General features: G+C 61.8%; 14 protein-coding genes and 1 pseudogene. 8 read left to right on the forward strand and 7 right to left on the reverse strand.

All coding sequences use genetic code 11. The annotated features are described in order from the left end of the window. Window positions 1-166 precede the first annotated feature (166 nt). The 3 genes from P9250_RS10475 (at window position 167) to P9250_RS10485 (ending at window position 3,933) form a co-directional block, all read left to right on the forward strand. The gene (locus tag P9250_RS10475) at window positions 167-2,464 is read left to right on the forward strand and encodes a VTT domain-containing protein (RefSeq protein WP_310392868.1); all 2,298 of its coding nucleotides are present in this window, start codon (window positions 167-169) and stop codon (window positions 2,462-2,464) included. Continuing rightward, complete coding sequence (locus P9250_RS10480) at window positions 2,461-3,213, forward strand: endonuclease/exonuclease/phosphatase family protein (protein ID WP_250509863.1); 753 nt, start codon at window positions 2,461-2,463, stop codon at window positions 3,211-3,213. The genes P9250_RS10475 and P9250_RS10480 overlap by 4 nt, the downstream gene beginning before the upstream one ends. Window positions 3,214-3,444: 231 nt before the next feature. Next, on the forward strand, window positions 3,445-3,933 hold the full coding sequence (locus P9250_RS10485; RefSeq protein WP_310392871.1) for an HU family DNA-binding protein: 489 nt from the start codon (window positions 3,445-3,447) through the stop codon (window positions 3,931-3,933). A 98-nt stretch (window positions 3,934-4,031) separates the two neighbouring features. On the opposite strand, the gene P9250_RS10490 is transcribed toward P9250_RS10485, so the two are convergent. Beyond that, complete coding sequence (locus P9250_RS10490; protein ID WP_250466591.1) at window positions 4,032-4,925, reverse strand: LysR family transcriptional regulator; 894 nt, start codon at window positions 4,923-4,925, stop codon at window positions 4,032-4,034. Window positions 4,926-5,054: 129 nt separating this feature from the next. Between P9250_RS10490 and P9250_RS10495 the strand changes: the two genes are divergently transcribed. Next, window positions 5,055-5,798 carry an SDR family oxidoreductase gene (locus tag P9250_RS10495; protein ID WP_310392873.1) on the forward strand — a complete coding sequence of 248 codons (744 nt, stop codon included), beginning with the start codon at window positions 5,055-5,057 and terminating at the stop codon, window positions 5,796-5,798. Between the two features lie 45 nt (window positions 5,799-5,843). Here the strand turns inward: P9250_RS10495 and P9250_RS10500 are convergent, their stop codons facing one another. Beyond that, window positions 5,844-7,424 (reverse strand): exonuclease domain-containing protein, encoded by a 1,581-nt coding sequence (locus tag P9250_RS10500; protein ID WP_310392875.1) that lies wholly within the window; start codon window positions 7,422-7,424, stop codon window positions 5,844-5,846. 180 nt (window positions 7,425-7,604) lie between these two features. Here P9250_RS10500 and P9250_RS10505 point away from each other — a divergent pair, with 180 nt between their 5' ends. Then, the gene (locus P9250_RS10505; protein WP_244828698.1) at window positions 7,605-8,474 is read left to right on the forward strand and encodes a proteasome-type protease; all 870 of its coding nucleotides are present in this window, start codon (window positions 7,605-7,607) and stop codon (window positions 8,472-8,474) included. Between the two features lie 15 nt (window positions 8,475-8,489). On the opposite strand, the gene P9250_RS10510 is transcribed toward P9250_RS10505, so the two are convergent. The 3 genes from P9250_RS10510 to P9250_RS10520 all read right to left on the reverse strand — a co-directional run bounded on the left by P9250_RS10510 (window position 8,490) and on the right by P9250_RS10520 (window position 12,556). Further along, a complete protein-coding gene (locus P9250_RS10510; RefSeq protein WP_310392877.1) occupies window positions 8,490-9,455 on the reverse strand; it encodes a glycerophosphodiester phosphodiesterase family protein in 966 nt (321 codons plus the stop codon). 220 nt (window positions 9,456-9,675) lie between these two features. After that, on the reverse strand, window positions 9,676-10,845 hold the full coding sequence (locus P9250_RS10515; protein ID WP_244828696.1) for a porin: 1,170 nt from the start codon (window positions 10,843-10,845) through the stop codon (window positions 9,676-9,678). Between the two features lie 343 nt (window positions 10,846-11,188). Further along, complete coding sequence (locus P9250_RS10520; protein ID WP_310392880.1) at window positions 11,189-12,556, reverse strand: YihY/virulence factor BrkB family protein; 1,368 nt, start codon at window positions 12,554-12,556, stop codon at window positions 11,189-11,191. A gap of 237 nt (window positions 12,557-12,793) precedes the next feature. Between P9250_RS10520 and fdnG the strand changes: the two genes are divergently transcribed. From fdnG to P9250_RS10535, 3 genes are read left to right on the forward strand one after another with little or no spacing between them, the layout of a single operon-like run. Continuing rightward, window positions 12,794-15,871 carry a formate dehydrogenase-N subunit alpha gene (gene fdnG / locus P9250_RS10525; protein ID WP_244828694.1) on the forward strand — a complete coding sequence of 1,026 codons (3,078 nt, stop codon included), beginning with the start codon at window positions 12,794-12,796 and terminating at the stop codon, window positions 15,869-15,871. 10 nt (window positions 15,872-15,881) lie between these two features. Further along, complete coding sequence (gene fdxH / locus P9250_RS10530; protein ID WP_244828693.1) at window positions 15,882-16,814, forward strand: formate dehydrogenase subunit beta; 933 nt, start codon at window positions 15,882-15,884, stop codon at window positions 16,812-16,814. After that, on the forward strand, window positions 16,801-17,451 hold the full coding sequence (locus tag P9250_RS10535) for a formate dehydrogenase subunit gamma (RefSeq protein ID WP_310392883.1): 651 nt from the start codon (window positions 16,801-16,803) through the stop codon (window positions 17,449-17,451). Before fdxH ends, P9250_RS10535 begins: the two co-directional genes overlap by 14 nt. 12 nt (window positions 17,452-17,463) lie before the next feature. Here P9250_RS10535 and P9250_RS10540 read toward each other — a convergent pair. Together P9250_RS10540 and P9250_RS10545 are read right to left on the reverse strand one after the other, a co-directional pair. Beyond that, a pseudogene (locus P9250_RS10540) lies at window positions 17,464-17,794 on the reverse strand (type II toxin-antitoxin system ChpB family toxin). A 10-nt stretch (window positions 17,795-17,804) separates the two neighbouring features. After that, the gene (locus tag P9250_RS10545; protein ID WP_409014867.1) at window positions 17,805-18,083 is read right to left on the reverse strand and encodes a PbsX family transcriptional regulator; all 279 of its coding nucleotides are present in this window, start codon (window positions 18,081-18,083) and stop codon (window positions 17,805-17,807) included. Window positions 18,084-18,128 lie beyond the last annotated feature (45 nt).

Genomic DNA, 18,128 nt, shown 5'->3' on the forward strand with positions numbered 1-18,128 from the left:
GCCAAGCGTAGCACCGAACGCGGCGGCATCGCGGGCACGGCACTTGCAAACTTAGACTCGATGTCAATGCCGCGCTTGAATCTGGCGCGGCGAGCGAAACCATCACGGAGAAACCGGCATGAGTCGCACCCACGAACGCACGACGTCTGACGAAGCTGCATAACGCATGACGCACGTCGATGCCCCTTTCTTCGAGCCGGACCGCAATTGCGCGAACGTGCGCCATGCGGATCGCTTCAGCCTGCTGATAGACGGTGCGGATTATTTTCGCGTGCTGCGCGAAGCGATCACGCGCGCGGAGCGCACCGTGTTCATCCTCGGTTGGGATATCGACAGCCGCATGCAGCTCACGCCGGAAGGTGCGGACGATGGTTTCCCAGCTGCGCTCGGCGACTTCCTGCATGAGATCGCGGCGAACAAGCGCCGTTTGCGCATCTACATCCTCGCGTGGGATTTCGCCATGCTGTATGCGTTCGAACGCGAATGGCTGCCGGTCTACAAGATGGGCTGGCGCACGCATCGGCGTATCGCGTTTCAGATGGACGGCAAGCATCCGATGGGCGGATCGCAACATCAGAAGGTCGTCGTGATCGACGATAAGCTCGCGTTCGTCGGCGGTCTCGATCTCACGCGTTCGCGCTGGGACACGACCGCGCATGCACCCGACGATGCGCTGCGCCGCGATGCGAACGGTACGCCGTATCAGCCTTTCCACGATGTCCACACCATGTTCGATGGCGATGCCGCGCGCGAAATGGGTATCCTGGCGCGCGAACGCTGGGCGCGCGCGTGCGGCAGACGGCTTGCGATACGCGCACATCGCGCGGCCGCCGACAGCGATCCGTGGCCGCCCGCGCGCGCGGTCGATATCGACGATGTGCGAATCGCCATCTCGCTCACCGAGCCTGCTTACGGCGGACGTCAGCCCGTGCAGCAGATTCGCACGCAATATCTCGATGCCATCGCGAGGGCGCGCCGCTCGATCTATATCGAGAACCAGTACTTCACGTCGGGTTCCGTAGGCGCGGCGCTCTCGGAGACGCTCGCGCGCGAGGACGGGCCGGACGTGGCTATCGTGGTGCCGCGCAATCAGAGCGGCTGGCTGCAGGAGGTGACGATGGGCGTGTTGCGCGCGCGGCTCAACACGCTCTTGAAAAGCGCGGACCGGCATGGGCGATATCGTCTGCTGAGCCCAGAAGTGCCCAATCTCGGCGAGCAGATCGTCAACGTGCACAGCAAACTGATGATCGTCGATGACGAATTGTTGATCGTCGGCTCCGCGAATCTGAACAATCGCTCGATGGTGCTCGACAGCGAATGCAACGTATCCATCGACGCCGGCGCCGATCAGCGCATTCGCCGCGCGATTGCGAAGATGCGCGATACGCTGCTCGCGGAACATCTCGGTTGCGAAGTCGCGGATGTCGTGCGCGAGCGCGATGCACGTGGCGGCCTCAATGCCGCGATCGAAGCGTTGCAACGCAATCGCGATGAACATCGCACGTTGATTGCGCTCGACCCGGAAGTATCGGCGGAACTGGATCAGCTCATTCCGCCCGATGCGCTGATCGACCCTGAAACGCCTATCGCCGCCGATCAGCTCGTCGAACAATTCCTGCCCAAGGAAAGGACGCGTCCGCTGATCGGCCGCTTCGCGCTTCTCGGCGTGCTCGTGCTGATGGTGGTCGGCGTGGCCGCGCTTTGGCACTGGACGCCGCTTGGCGACTACGCCAATCTGAAGTCGTTGACCAACGCCACACGCCACATCGAAGCACTGCCGTTCGCGCCGCTGTTGATCATTTTGTGCTACGTGGCGGCCGCCGTGCTCTCGGTGCCGGTGACGTTACTGATCGCGACGACGGGCATCGTGTTCGGCGGTCTTTGGGGCGGCGTCTATGCGTTCGCCGGCACGCTGGCAGCGGCGGCGATCACCTATTCGCTCGGCAACTGGCTTGGGCGCGATGCCGTGCGCAAGGTCGCGGGCGCGCGCGTGAACCGGCTATCCGAACGCGTGGCGAAGCGCGGCATCGTAGCGGTCGTCGTGTTGCGGTTACTGCCGGTGGCGCCGTTTGCCATCGTCAATCTCGTGGCGGGCGCCTCGCATATCCGCATGCGCGACTTCATGATCGGCACGGCGCTCGGCATGGGACCGGGCATCGTTCTGACAGTGGCGTTCGCGCATCAACTGGTGGCGTCGTTCCGGCATCCGACGGTCGGCTCGTTCGCGGTGCTGATCGGCATTGGCGCGGCGTTACTCGGCGTGTCGCTGCTATTGCAACGCTTCCTCGGAAGTGGCGAAGAAGAAAAAGTCCACGAAGGCGCACCGAGCGATGCCGACAAACCGCGCGCCAGCGACGAGGCGCAACGCGCGAGCCGTCTGCGCGAAAGCGGTGCGATGCCGCGCGAAACCGGCCATGCCGCAAGCAACGGCGCGCCCGCACGCCATGACGAGGTCAACCCATGACGATGATGCACGAAGCGGGAATGGATATCGGCAATCAATCGAAGCACGCGGCGCGCGCGAGAGAATTGCGTATCGCGACTTACAACCTGCATGGTGCGGTTGGCATCGACGGACGTTTCGCGCCGGAGCGTATCGGCGAAGTGCTCAACGAAATCGATGCCGATATCTTCGCGCTGCAGGAAGTGCCGCTCGGCGGCAGTGCATCGCCCGATGTACTCGAAGTGCTGCAGCGCATGACGGGTCTGCACGCGGTCGCGGGCCCGACGCTCGATACACCCGCGCGCCGTTATGGCAATGCGGTCCTCACGCGCTATCCGGTGCAGGCCGTGCGCACGCTCGATCTTTCGTTCAGAAGCCGCGAACCGCGTGGCGCGCTCGATGCCGACATCGACTGTGGCGGTGAAGTGTGGCGCGTGGTCGCGACGCATCTCGGGCTTGCATCGAGCGAACGTCGCATGCAGGTCGAACAAGTGCTGCAAAAATTCGATACACCTGCCTTGCCCGTGATCCTTCTCGGCGACCTGAACGAATGGTTCGTTCATGGCCGCACCTTGCGCCGGCTCGTTACGCACTTCCATCGCGCGAGTGCGCTGCGCACGTTTCCGACGCGCTATCCGCTCTTCGCGCTTGATCGCATCTGGGTGCATCCCGGTGAACGTCTGATGAGCGTGAACGTGCATCGCACGCGCTTGTCGCGGGTTGCATCGGATCACTATCCGCTCATTGCGCATATCGCGCATCGTTCATGACTGGCTCTTCATGAGCCTTTCAACTCGACGCATAAGCATCGATTCGATGCTCATCACTCGATCGTCGACTCGCATGTCAGCGCGACGCCACGAAAAAGCCCTGGAAAAACGATATAAAAACGCAAAAGACTCGCACGAACTCGCTTGGCGTATGTAGAATCCGGCCTGATACGAACGCATTACCGCGAACGTATTCCGATATCACTGACCAAAAACACAGGTAGGAGAAACATGCCGACTTCCGCAAAAACCGCTGCCAAGAAAGCCACGGCCAAAAAGGCCACGGTAAAGACCGCCGTACCGGCTAAGAAAGCAGCATCGAAGGTTGCCGCGAAGAAAGTACCCGCCAAGAAGGCCGTCGTTGCCAAGAAGGCAGTCGCCGCCAAGAAGACCACTGGCGCGCTGGCTCCGATCAAGGACACCTTCACCAAGGCATCGCTTGCAACGCATCTGTCCGAGCGTGCAGCCGTGGATGTGAAGGCGGTCAAGGCCGTGCTGGTCGCGCTGGAAGACACCATCCTTGGGTCCATCCATAAGAAGGGCGCAGGCGAGTTCACGCTCTCCGGTCTTCTGAAGATCACGGCGCAAACCGTTGCCGCGAAGAAGAAGCGCTTCGGCAAGGACCCGTTCACGGGCACGGAGCGCTGGTTCCCGGCCAAGCCCGCAAGCGTTCGCATCAAGGCGCGCGCGTTGAAGAAGCTGAAGGATGCCGCAGCGTAAGGTTTAAAGCCTGAACTGATTGCCTGATTTTCGGTGATCGGGAATCGAGAGGCCAGCGTTCCTTTTAATCGAGGACGTTGGCCTCTCGTGCTTTGATTTCAAACGTCGGCTTTCGCAAAGATATCGCTCAACCAGTCCACGAAAACCCGTACGCGCGCTGAAAGCTGCCGCGCATGCGGATAAAGCAGCGATACCGGCATGGGCGGAACAATCAAATCAGGTAACACGCATTGCAGCCTGCCATCGGCGAGTTCGCTTTCTATGCGATAACGCGGCACTTGCACAATACCGAGTCCCGCGAGCGCAGCTTGCGTATATAGCTCGACGCCGGTAACGGAAATCGCGCCCGGCAGCTCTATGCTTTGCACGCCGTCGGCCATTTCGAATTCAAGGGCAACATTGCGCCCGCTTGCACTCGATACATAATTCACCGCGCGATGCGCCGCAAGCGAATCGATATCTTCAGGCGTGCCCATTCGCGCGAGATAAGTGGGACTCGCCACCGTCACTTGTTCGAGCGTGGCGACGCGTTTTGCGATCATCGACGAGTCCTGCAGAGTGCCCGCGCGCAACACGCAATCCACGCCTTCACGCACGAGATCGACGAAGCGGTCGTCTTCGCCTACATGCAGTTCGATCTGCGGATAGCGTTCGAGAAACGCCGGCAACCCAGGCACGATGAAATGGCGTGCAAGCGTTCCTTGCAGGTTGACGCGCAGCAAGCCCTTCGGCTCCGCATGCCTGAACGAACCTTCCGCTTCCTCCATGTCCGCGATAAGCCGCACGCAACGGCGATAATGCGCGTCGCCATCGGGCGTGAGGCGCACGGTGCGTGTCGTGCGTTCGAGCAGGCGCGCACCGAGCCGTTCTTCCAGGCGCTTCATCAGATTGGTGACGGTTGCGCGCGGCATCTGCAAGTCGTCGGCGGCTTGCGTGAAGCTGTGGCGCTCGGCAATGCGCACGAACACCTGCATTTCCTGAAAGCGGTCCATGTCGGCTGAAGTTCGAGGTCTGAGATTGTTGAGGCAACTGGAACGATGATACTAATCCGCAAGCGATGATCGCGAAAACGAAATGATCCATCATGGCGCTCATCGATTAACGAACATGAGGAGCAAACCATGAATCAATCGCACGCGAACAAGGTTGCCATCGTCACGGGCGCATCGCGCGGAATTGGCGCGCAGATTGCGAGACGTCTCGCGCAGGAAAGTTTTGCGGTAGCGGTGAACTATGCATCGAGCGCGAAGGAAGCGGACGCGCTCGTCGCGGAACTGGAAGCCGCGGGAAGCCGCGCGCTCGCGGTAAAGGCGGACGTGGCTAGCGCCGACGACGTGCGACGCATGTTCGATGCGGTCGAAGCGCAACTCGGCCCCGTCGATGCGCTCATCAACAACGCAGGCGTGCTCAAGGCCACGCCGCTCGCCGACACGAGCGACGCGCTCTACGACCAAACTTTCAACATCAATGTGCGCGGCACGTTCAACACGCTGCGCGAGGCGGCGAAGCGTTTGAACGAAGGCGGGCGTATCGTCAATTTTTCGAGCACGACGCTCGCGCTCAACATGCCGGGATACGCCATTTACAACGCCACGAAAGCGGCCGTCGAAGCGTTCACGCATGTCTTCGCGAAGGAGTTGCGCGGACGAAGCATTACCGTGAATGCGGTGGCGCCGGGGCCGGTTGCGACTTCGCTCTTTCTCGATGGCAAGACCGACGAACAGATCGCGAACTTTTCGAAGATGCCGCCGCTTGAGCGGCTCGGCCAGCCGGAAGATATCGCGTCGGTGGTTGCGTTTCTTGTCGGCAAGGATGCGGGATGGGTCAACGCGCAAGTATTGCGGGCGAACGGCGGGTTGGCTTGAGTTGGGCGCTCGATCGCGCCGTGTCGTTAGGGCGCTGTCTTCGCGTCAGAAACTCAATGCGAATTGATCTTCGACGTAACGCGTCTTCATGCGCTTCGTCTTCGTTTGGGTCGGCGCCGGCGTCTTCATCGGCGCCGCCACGATTTGCGCGATCTGCGCGACGAGACGGAACGCAGGTCGCGCATCGCACGCGATCCATTCGAACTGACCGGACGACAGGCGTTTCGCGATCAGCGCGTACACATCCGGGTCGAACGGACGTATCTCCGGCGCGCTGGCAAGCAACGATGCAATTTCCTCGCGCGCGGCGCATGTGCCGAGATAGCACCATCGATCGATGACATGCCACGCCTCGCGATTCGTCGATGCATCGCGCTCGCTGATCGCGATGGCGCCTTCATGCGGCCAGCGCACGAGGCGCGCATTGCCGAGCGCTTCGAGCGCACGCGCCGCATGGTCCGCGAACGGCTCCGCGCCCGCGCATGAACCGAGACAGCGCTTCACCTGATAGCCGAAGCAACCGCGCGCCGGTCCCGCTTTTTCCAGGCCGAGCGTGGCGTGGCAGAGTCGATGTTCATCGGCGAGATGGCGCAGATACGCATGCGCCTTCGCGCGCGATTCGAACACGCCGAAGAGATGCGCCTCGCGCGACAGATCGCGCTTGCTCGCGCGCAGCAGCACGGGCGCAGGCGCGCCCGGCAGCCATTGCCACGCGCACGCCGCCGACGCGCGCTTGAGCAGCCGGTTATGCAGCGGCTGCAAGTCCTTCACGAGCTTCGCTTCGAGCAACAGCGCGCCGAGTTCGCCCACGGTCTCGCGGTATTCGATTTTGCGGATGGCCTGCGATATCGACAAATCCTTCGCCAACCGATGATCCCCCGCGAAATGCGCGCTCACACGCTGCTTCAGATTCACGCTCTTGCCGACGTAGAGCGTAATGTCGTCCGCGCCGTGGAAGAGATAGACGCCGGGCGTGGCAGGCAACGCGTCGAGCGCGCCCTCGGGCAACGCGGCGGGCAGACTCGCGCGCCTGACGAGCGCTTTCACGGCGGCATCGACGAGTTCTTGCGAATAGAGCGCGTGAATCTTTTGCCAGAACTGCCAGAGGAGGTCGGCATCGGCGAGCGCGCGGTGGCGTCCTTCAGGCGCGAGATTGAAGCGCGCGATGAGCGCATCGAGCCCATGACGTTCGACCGATGGAAAGAGCGAGCGCGACAAGCGCACCGTGCACAGCGTATCCGCGCGAAACGCAATGCCCGCGCGACGGAACTCGTTCTTGAGGAAGCCGTAGTCGAAGCGCGCGTTATGCGCGACGAAAAGCTTGCCCTGGAGACGCTCGGCAAGCGCCTGCGCGAGCGATTCGAAAGTGGGCTGACCGCGCACCATGCTGTCCTCGATGCCCGTCAGACGCGAGATGAACGGGGGCACCGGCATGCCCGGATCGACGAGCACGCTATAGCGTTCGATGCCCGCCTTGCTCACTTCTATGACGCCGATTTCGGTGATGCGATCCACCGTCGGATTGCTGCCGGTGGTTTCCAGGTCGACGAACACGATGGGACGCGCGAGGCCTGCGAGCAGCGTGTCCGCTGCGAATTCATCGAGGTCGTCCGTGAGATCGTGCATGAATATAGGTGCTGGAAGTGCGCGCTGGTGACGCTCTCAAGCAGCGCGGATAAGTGCCGTTAATCAGTTTAATGCCTTTGCTGCCGCATTTATGCGATTCAGCGAAAAAACGCAGCGCGAATGCGATGCGCGGGCAGCGTCAGTACAATAGCGTTTTGTTTGGCTTCAGGATTGATCGACATGACTTATTGCGTGGGTATGTGTGTGGACGAGGGCCTCGTGTTCCTTTCCGATACGCGCACGAATGCCGGTGTGGACCACGTAAGCGCCGCCCGCAAAATGACTGTTTTCGAACAGCCGGGAGACCGGGTGATCGTGCTGCTTGCGGCCGGTAACCTCGCGCTCACGCAAGCGGTGACGCATATGCTCGCCGAACCCGCGGACCCGGACGCGCCCACGCTTTATAGCGTCGCCACCATGGCGGAAGCCGCGCGCATCGTCGGCGACGCGGTGCGCGAAGTGCATCGGCGCGACGCGCTTTCGCTCGCGGAATTCAGCGTCGATTTCAACTGCAGCTTCATTCTCGGCGGTCAGATACACGGTCAGCCGCCGCGCCTTTTCATGGTTTATGCAGCGGGTAACTTCATAGAATCGACGCGCGTTTCGCCTTATTTTCAGATTGGCGAGTCGAAATACGGCAAGCCGATCATCGACCGCGTTATTACGCCGTCCACGGATCTCGACGAAGTCGCGAAATGCGCGCTTATCTCCATGGATTCGACGCTGCGTTCGAATCTCTCGGTGGGCTTGCCGCTCGACTTGCTGGTCTACGAGAAAGACGCGTTGCGCGTGACGCGTTTCGCCTCGCTCGACAACGACAGCGCGTATTACCAGATGATCCACCGCACGTGGGGCGAGCGCCTGCGGCAGATTTTCGGCGAGATTCCGAACCCTTCGTGGACCGATCTTGCCAACGTGCCGCTGCGTCCGCGCGAGTCGCGCACGATCGTGCCGCGGCTCGTCATCGGCGATCTGCCAAGTTCTGGTGAAGCGCCGGCGCAGACGCTCGCCGAGGACGTGGATTCAAACGGCAACGCGCCGCAGCAGTAGACCTTCAAGAATCCTTCAGGGCGCGTTTGCAGGGCACTGGAGCGGCTCGGCGAGGCTTGTCTTGCTCGCGTATGCCCGGCGCGGCGAATCGGCCAGCACGGCGTCCATTCCAAGACACGCGGCGGCGCGATAATCCTCCGCCTGGTCGACCCCGATCGCCAGAATCCGCACGTTGCCGTTCGTCTTGAAGCAACTGACCGCCAGCGGCGTCCAGAGTCGCGCATCCACGGCGGAGCGCGCTTCGCCAAGCGTGAACGTCTCGACCAAATCCATCTTTCTCCTGTATTCGAACGCCGTCCATGTGCCTTCGGGCGGCGGCTTTCGGCACTCGTGCTCCAGCGCGACTTGCGCCAGGCGCTCACGCGTCGCATCGCGCGATTCGAAAAGACGCGCTTCGCGATAAGGCGCAAACGCCGCCTGGTACACGGCATCCGTCGAATAGATCAGCACGCGCGGCCACGCGCTTTCCTCGCTCAGCACGCGGGCGACGGCGCTTGCCTGCGTTTCGGCGGGCAGCGCTTTCATGTCGAGTATGACCGTCGTGGACGATGGAATGGCCCGCAATGCCTCGGCGAGCGAGGGAATAGGCAACGGCCGCGCGCGATACGGATACTGCTTCGCGCCGTTCGCATCCGTCTGCGTGAAGTTCCAGCCCGCGTTCAGGCTTCGTAACGCGGCGAATTCGTGGCTGGCGACCGTGCCTGTGCCATTTGTATTCGCGGAGAGATCGGCCGGACGATAGAGCACCGGGACGCCATCGCGCGTGAGTTGCACGGTGAGCCAGATCGCATCCGCGTGATTTGCAAGCGCGGTCTCAATGGCGAGCAGGGTGTTTTCAGGCGCGTCCGCCGCGCCGCCGCGATGCGCGACGATCATTGGCAAAGCGTTGCCGGATGCGGCTGGTACAGGCGCGAAACGGCAGGCCCCGAGCAAGACAAGCCAAGCGAAACACGAGACAGCGGCGAGTTGGCGCGACAGCATGAACGAATCTCCCCCGGATGCTTGGTTATCCGAACGATTGTGCTTTATGCGCGCGCGTCGATGAAGCCCGTCGGCACAATTTGTTGCGGTTCACGCTGGCTCGAACTGTGGGGCAAAGGCTTTGCACAAGAAAAAACAGCCACCGGAAAACCGGTGGCTGTCGAGGTGTGCTGCTCTATCGTGTGGCGCGGTACTCGCGTACCGGGCCATCCGCTTGTTCTTAGAACTTGTGACGCACGCCGATGATGACGATTTCCTGATGGCTGCTGCCGCTGTCGTAGCCGTAGGAACCGATCGAGGCTTGCGCCGAGTTGATGCCGCCCGTCGTGCCGTCGCGCTGATCGCCGCTTGCGTGCTGGTAAGCCGCAACTGCGTAGAAGTCCGTGCGCTTCGACAGCGAGTAGTCCGCACCCAGGCTGGCCTGGTGGTACTTGGCCGACGTGTCGCCGCCCGACTTCGTGTAGGTGTAGCCCACGCCGAGCAGCAGCGCCGGGGTTGCCTGGAAGTTCACGAAACCGTTGCCGACGTTGAAGTGTTCCGAGCCGAAGCGCGAACCACCGTCTGCCTTGAACTGTGCATTGCTGTACGAACCGCCGACCGTGAACGCGCCGATCGTGTACTGAACCGCGCCGCGAGCGATGCCGATTGCGTGCGCCGATGCGTATGCGTTGTTGATCGGGCCGTCGAACAGTGCGTCCGACGTCGTGCTGTTCCACGTGCTTGCGCCCGTCGGCGGAATGCGGCCGGCGTTCGGGTTGTTAGCGTAGAAGTAGCCGCCGGCGACTGCCAGGGGGCCGTTGTTATACGTTGCAGCGCCCGACCAGGTTTGACCTTGGCCCGTTGCGCCTGCCAGACCCGAGAAGCCGTACAGGCCTTCGACCTGGAAGCCCGCGTAGTTCGGCGAAACGTACTTAACGGCGTTGCTCACGCGCAGCGAGTTGTCGTAGTTGTCGACGTCGCCCGGCGTTGCGAAGATTGCGCCCCAGTAGTTGTCGGCCGTGATGCCTTGGACCATGTCAACCAGCGGATCGTATTGGCGACCCAGGGTGACCGTACCCCACTGATTGCCCGACAAACCGACGAATGCTTGACGACCGAACTCGCGGCCACCTTGGCCGAGACGGCCGGTGCCGATGTCAAAGCCGCTTTCCAACTGGAAAATTGCCTTCAGACCGCCGCCCAGATCTTCTTGACCCTTCAGGCCCCAGCGATCGCCGGACAGATTGCCGTTGATCATGCCGTACAGGTGGTCGCCATTTGCGTTGGCGTTGCTCACATAACCGAGACCAGCGTCGATCACGCCATACAGCGTCACGCTCGTTTGTGCCTGTGCCGCGCCAGCTGCGCCGAGCAGCGCCAGCGAGAGGGACGTCAGTGCGAATCGTTTCATCGAATTCTCCACGCGATTGTTAAATATCGTTGTTGCCGGCGCAGAGAATAACGCAACGTTTCGAATCTTAAGAAACGAAAAAAATTTACTGTCTCGTAAAAGACACAGTTTCTAACGTGGTCTCAAAAAGGGGGATTTCTGTTTGTTTTGAACGGGTTGCGGGTGACAGGCTATCTTGAAATTAGTTCCGCGCTCAATTCTAGGATATTCCAATGGCGCGCGATTACCATCAATCCGATTAACAAACCGCAGCCGTGAGCGGGTATTTTCCTTTCACCAAGGCAACAAAAAACGCCGCGCTCTAGAGGCGCGGCGTTCGTGGAAGGCGAAAAGGAAATGCGGATCAGCCTTGCAGGTCGTCGTTTTCCCGAGGCGCGGAGCCGCGGCGTGTGAGCAACGCGACTGCCATTCCCGCGCTTGCCGCGAAAAACACCGAGCGCCACGGGTGCCGCTTCACTGCGGCATTGGCGGTCGATGCCTTGCGACCCGCGCCCAGCATGGCCATCGCCGTGGCGCGCGTCGCGGTGCTCTCGACGCGCGCGATCTTGCGCGATATCTCCAGCGCCTTCGCCACCGCCGATACCTTCTTGCGCGCCTGTCCCGTCAACAACTGTGCGTGTTGAGCGCGCGCGCCGATGGCACGCCGGGCGCTCGCGGGCACGGGCGCATCGTTCCGAGCGCTGGCGGGCGATACGACTGGCGCTGTGCTCGATGCCTCCGTCGCCGCCGCCGATGCGGATGCCGCCGCAGGCATGCCCGTGCGCGTGGAAGCCGCGAGCATCGAACCGATCTTGGCGCGGCTGCCCGGCGGCACGCGTCCCATGTTTTGCTGGCCCCACGCGCCGCGCGGATCGTGCAGACGCGCGCGGGCCGCCGAGAACTCCGCGCCGAGCAACAACACGGCCGCCGAAAAATACAGCCACATGAGCAGAACCGCGAGCGATCCGGCCGCGCCGAACGCGCTGGCCGTGCCTGCGTGCGTCAAATAGAGCGCGAACAGTTTCTTGCCCGCCGAGAACAACAGCGCCGCGACAAGCCCGCCGACGAGCGCGTCGCGCCACTGCACGGGGGCATCGGGGAGAAATTTGAGCAGCGCGCCGAACGCGACGGTCAGAATGGCGAGACCGGCGACCAACTGAACGATATCGCCGATGATCACGAACGGCGAGTCGCCCCAGAGCCACATGCCGACGGCCTGGATCGCGGTGTCCAGCACCAGCGAGACGATCAGGAGAAACGCCACGCCGAGCACGAGTCCAAACGAGATGAGCCGCACGCGCACCATCGCAAAGACGCTCGAGCGCTGATCGCCCGTGAGCGGCCATACAAGATTGAGCGCCGTATTGAGGGATGAAAACGTCGCCGACGCCCCGATCGCGAGCAGCGCGAACGAGATGACCGCCGCGATGCCCGTCCCGCCGCTGCGATGCGCATTCTCGACAATACTCTGCACGCCTGCCGCGCCCTGATCGCCGAGCAGCCCGTTGACCTGATGAAAGAGCTGGCCGCGCGCGGCTTCGGCGCCAAACACCCAACCGGCCACGGCGATCACCATGACGAGCGTCGGCGCGAGCGAAAACGCAGAATAGAAGGCGATACTCGCGGCCATCGCGGCGCAACGATCCTCCGAAAATTTCTTGAGCGCGCCGAGCACCCAGGAGGCGTCCTTTTTGACGACGGCTTCGATCTTCTGTGTGGATACGGAACTCATGGCGGACCTCTGGATACGATGAACGGACTGACCAAACGCGAACGAAGGAGAGCAGGAACTATTCCAGTCCAACCGTAAGTCGACGGGACTGGGTGCAACGTTTGGCTCTTGAGCGCGCGTCGGCGCAACGCCACAACGAGGCTTCGCATCGAGTCGAAAGTGCCGTGTTCGCCAGCGAAATAGGACAGCGCGCCCTATAATTTCGCCACCCACATTACAAAACGCCGAGGCACTAAAATGCTGCAAATGTCACGGCGACAGTTCCTGAAGGTCTCAGCGAGCACGCTCGCCGGATCGAGCCTGGCGGCGCTAGGCTTCTCTCCGGCACCTGCGCTCGCCGAAGTTCGTCAGTACAAGCTGTCGCGTACCACGGAAACGCGTAATACCTGCCCGTACTGCTCAGTCGGATGCGGCATCCTCATGTACGGCCTCGGCGACAACGCCAAGAATGCGAAGGCCAGCATCATCCATATCGAAGGCGACCCCGACCATCCCGTCAATCGCGGCACGCTGTGCCCGAAGGGTGCATCGCTCATCGACTTCATTCATAGTCCCAGCCGCCTCATGCATCCCGAGTATCGCGCGCCGGGATCGGACGAATGGAAGCGCATCTCGTGGGAAGACGCGCTCGACCGTATCGCCAAACTGATGAAGGAAGATCGCGACGCGAATTTCGTCGAGACCACGGCGGACGGCAAGAAGGTGAATCGCTGGCTGACCACGGGCATGCTCGCGGCGTCGGCAGGCAGCAACGAAGTCGGCTATCTGACGCATAAAACTGCCCGCAGCCTGGGCATGCTCGCATTCGACAATCAGGCGCGTGTCTGACATGGCCCGACGGTGGCAGGTCTTGCCCCGACGTTTGGCCGTGGAGCGATGACGAACCATTGGGTCGACATCAAGAACGCGGACGTGATTCTGGTAATGGGCGGCAACGCAGCCGAGGCGCATCCGTGCGGTTTCAAGTGGGTGACCGAGGCGAAGGCGCATCGCAAGACGCGTCTCATCGTGGTCGATCCGCGCTTTACGCGCACCGCATCGGTGGCGGATTTCTATGCGCCGATTCGCACGGGAAGCGACATCGCGTTCCTGGGCGGCATCATCAATTACCTGCTCACCAACGACAAGATTCAGCACGAGTACGTCCGCAACTACACGGACATGTCCTTTATCGTGCGCGAGGACTTCGCGTTCAAGGACGGCGAGTTCTCGGGCTATAACGCCGAGAAGCGCAACTACGACAAGTCGAGCTGGGACTACGAACGCGGCGACGATGGCTTCGTCAAGGTCGATCCGACCTTGCAGCATCCGCGCTGTGTCTACAACCTGCTCAAGCAGCATTTCTCGACCTATACGCCCGAGATGGTGACGAAGGTCTGCGGCACGCCGACCGACAAGTTCCTCAAGGTCTGCGAGATGCTTGCCACGACCGCCGCGCCGAATCGCGCGGGAACCATTCTGTATGCGCTCGGCTGGACGCATCACTCGGTCGGCGCGCAGATGATCCGCACCGGCGCGATGGTGCAACTTCTGCTTGGCAACATCGGCATGGCGGGCGGCGGCATGAACGCGCTGCGCGGGCACTCGAACATTCAAGGCCTGACCGATCTCGGCCTGATGTCGAATCTGCTGCCCGGCTATATGACCTTGCCGATGGAAGGCGAGCAGGACTTCGACGAGTTCATCAAGAAGCGCGCGACGCAGCCCTTGCGGCCGAATCAGTTGAGCTACTGGAAGAACTATCGCGCGTTCCATGTGAGCTTCATGAAGTCATGGTGGGGCGACAACGCGACCGCCGAGAACAACTTCGGCTTCGACTATCTGCCGAAGCTCGACAAGTCCTACGACATGCTCCAGGTGTTCGAGCTGATGGCGCAGGGCAAGATGAACGGCTATATCGCGCAGGGTTTCAATCCGCTCGCGGCCGCGCCGAACAAGGCGAAGATCGGGCTTGGACTGTCGAAGCTGAAGTGGCTCGTCATCATGGACCCGCTCGCCACCGAGACTTCCGAGTTCTGGAAGAACCACGGCGAGTTCAACGATGTCGACGCCTCGAAGATTCAGACTGAAGTCTTCCGTCTGCCGACCACGTGTTTCGCGGAAGAGCGCGGCTCGCTCGTGAGTTCGAGCCGCGTGCTGCAATGGCACTGGCAGGGCGCGGTCGCTCCGGGCGAAGCGAAGAGCGACCTGGAGATTATGTCGGGGCTGTGGCTGCGCATTCGGCAGGCCTATAAGGAGAAGGGCGGCAAGTATCCCGATCCTATTCTCAACATGACTTGGCCTTATGCGGACCCGGAAAGTCCGACGCCCGAAGAGATCGCGATGGAGTTCAACGGCCGCGCGCTCGCGGATGTCGCCGATCCCACCGACAAGACGAAGGTGCTGGCGAAGAAGGGCGAGCAGTTGTCGAGCTTCGCGCTTTTGCGTGACGATGGCTCGACGGCGAGCGGTTGCTGGATCTTCTGCGGATCGTGGACGCAAGCGGGCAATCAGATGGGCCGGCGCGACAACTCGGACCCGACGGGCATCGGTCAGACGCTCGGCTGGGCGTGGGCGTGGCCGGCGAATCGCCGTGTGCTCTACAACCGCGCGTCATGCGATGTGAGCGGCAAGCCTTTCGACCCGACGCGCAAGCTGATCGCATGGAACGGCAAGGCGTGGACCGGACCGGACATTCCCGACTTCAAGGCCGACGAGCCCCCGGAGAACGGCATGAATCCGTTCATCATGAATCCGGAGGGCGTGGCGCGTTTCTTCGCGCGCGACGGCATGAACGAAGGACCGTTCCCGGTGCATTACGAACCGTTCGAGACGCCGCTCGGCTATAACCCGTTCTTCCCGGACAACAAGGCCGTGGTGAGCAATCCAGCCGCGCGCATCTTCCCGGATGACCGCGCGGCGCTCGGCACCGCCGACAAGTTCCCGGACACGGCGACGACCTATCGCCTGACCGAGCACTTCCACTACTGGACCAAGCACGCGCGGCTCAACGCCATCGTGCAGCCGCAGCAGTTCGTGGAAATCGGCGAGGAACACGCAAAGGAAGTGGGCGTCGTGGCGGGCGAGCGCGTGAAGGTATCGAGCAATCGCGGGCATATCGTCGCGGTGGCGCTCGTCACCAAGCGCATCAAGCCATTGAACGTGGAGGGCAAGAAGGTGCATACCGTCGGCCTGCCGCTGCATTGGGGCTTCAAGGGCCTCACGCAGCCGGGCTATCTCGTCAACACACTGACGCCTTCCGTGGGCGACGGGAACTCGCAGACACCGGAGTTCAAGTCTTTCCTCGTGAAGGTCGAAAAAGCCGAGAAGGCTTAAAGGAGACGAGATGGCTCTGCAATCGCTCGACATCAAGCGCCTCTCGGCCACCACCACGCCGCCGCCGCAAGTTCGCGAGCCGGTGACGGGGACGGTCGCGAAGCTCATCGACGTATCGAAGTGCATCGGCTGCAAGGCATGTCAGACGGCGTGCATGGAGTGGAACGACCTGCGCGACGACGTCGGTCATACGACCGGCGTCTACGACAATCCGCGTGATCTCACCGAACATTCGTGGACGGTGATGCGCTTCACGGAGTACGAGAACCCGAAGGGCGACCTCGAGTGGCTGATCCGCAAGGACGGCTGCATGCATTGCGAGGATCCGGGGTGTCTCAAGGCGTGTCCGTCGCCGGGCGCGATCGTGCAGTACACCAATGGCATCGTGGATTTTCACGAGGAAAACTGCATTGGCTGCGGATACTGCGTCACGGGCTGCCCGTTCAACATTCCGCGTATTTCCAAGGAAGATCATCGCGCGTACAAGTGCACGCTCTGTTCGGACCGCGTCGCGGTCGGGCAGGAGCCGGCGTGCGTGAAGACGTGTCCGACGGGCGCGATCATGTTCGGCACCAAGGTGGACATGATCACGCAAGCGGAGGATCGCATCGAAGACCTGAAGGAGCGCGGTTTCGAGAACGCGGGTCTTTACAATCCGGCGGGCGTGGGCGGCACGCATGTGATGTACGTGCTGCATCACGCGGATCAGCCGCAGCTTTATCACGGGCTCGCGAAAGACCCGCACATCAGTCCGCTGGTGTCGATCTGGAAAGGCGTCACCAAGCCGCTTGCGATGGCGGGTATCGCGCTGGCCGCGATCGCCGGGTTCTTCCACTACACGCGTGTCGGTCCGAACGAGGTGAGCGCGGAAGAAGAAGCCGAAGCACAGCACGAAGCCGAAGAGGCGTTTCAGCAAAGGGAGCGTTCGAATGAAACACGATAGCGAACTGCGCGACGTGAAGGGCAACCGCCTGATCGTCCGTTACACGCCGAACGAGCGCAGCAATCACTGGATCACCGCGATCACGTTCGTCTTGCTGGCGCTCTCCGGTCTCGCGATGTTTCATCCGTCGATGGCCTGGCTCTACGCAATCTTCGGCGGCGGCCAGTGGACGCGCATTCTGCATCCGTTCGTCGGCTGCGTCATGTTCGTCTCGTTCATGATTCTTGCGCTGCGTTTCTGGCATCACAACTATCTGGACAAGGCTGACGTGCAGTGGATGAAGCAGATCGACGACGTGCTGGCCAATCGCGAAGACCGGCTGCCGGAGATCGGCAAGTACAACGCCGGGCAAAAGCTGCTGTTCTTCACGATGGCCGCTTGCCTGCCGCTTCTGCTGTTGAGCGGCATCGTGATTTGGCGGCGCTACTTCTCGTTCTACTTTCCCATCGAGATCATTCGCGTGGCGGCGGTCGTGCATGCGGCGGCGGCGTTCGTGCTGATCATCGGGATCATCGTGCATATCTACGCGGCGATCTGGATCAAGGGTTCTGTCGGCGCGATGACACGCGGCACGGTCACTTATGGATGGGCGAGGAAGCACCATCCGAGGTGGTTCAAGGAGATCATCGGCAAGTAGGCCGAATGCGCGTCAGTCGAGAATGGCGTGACGGCGCGCTAGCGCGTCGTCCGTCACTTCGATTGGCGCGCGTTCCTCGACTCGCACCGCGCGCTTCGAGGTCTAACGTGCGGACCATGTTTACGAGCGCGACGCCTTGCGTCCTTGTGCCAAGCCCGGCGAGCGGGACTGCGAAACCGGCGTATCGCGCGAAGCCGCCGCTCTGCATGACAGGCGCGACCAGTGCGGTCTCTAGCGCATTGAATGACGCAGCCGACAGCACGAGCCCGGGCCTGAAGTCGCTTTGTTGCTCATGGCCGATTGCCGGACTCAGGCCGACGTGCGCAATATCCCCGTGTCGAATTTGTTGCCTTTCACCATAGCTCACGTCCTCCCGGTTTTAGATTGTTCCAGTCAGCCAATTCATCGAAGATAGGCGCCTTCGGGTCGCACTGCGCCTGCAGTTCCTCGAGCGACAATTCGCGACGAGCCGGCATCGGCATGATTCCCGCCGGGCACACCTCGACATTGAATTTGTCGCCAAGGGTCAGTTTCATGCCTTCCAGCAGCGCGGCGGGCAACCGGACTGCCGCGCCATTTCCCTGCTTCCGTATTGAAAGTTCCATTTTGAATTTCCGTTGGCGTGAACTCATTTTTGTACCTCCGCGCGGAGCATGAGCATCCCTGAGCGCTCCGTT

Origin of the sequence: Caballeronia sp. LP006 (genome assembly GCF_031450995.1) — a bacterium.
GTDB lineage: Bacteria > Pseudomonadota > Gammaproteobacteria > Burkholderiales > Burkholderiaceae > Caballeronia.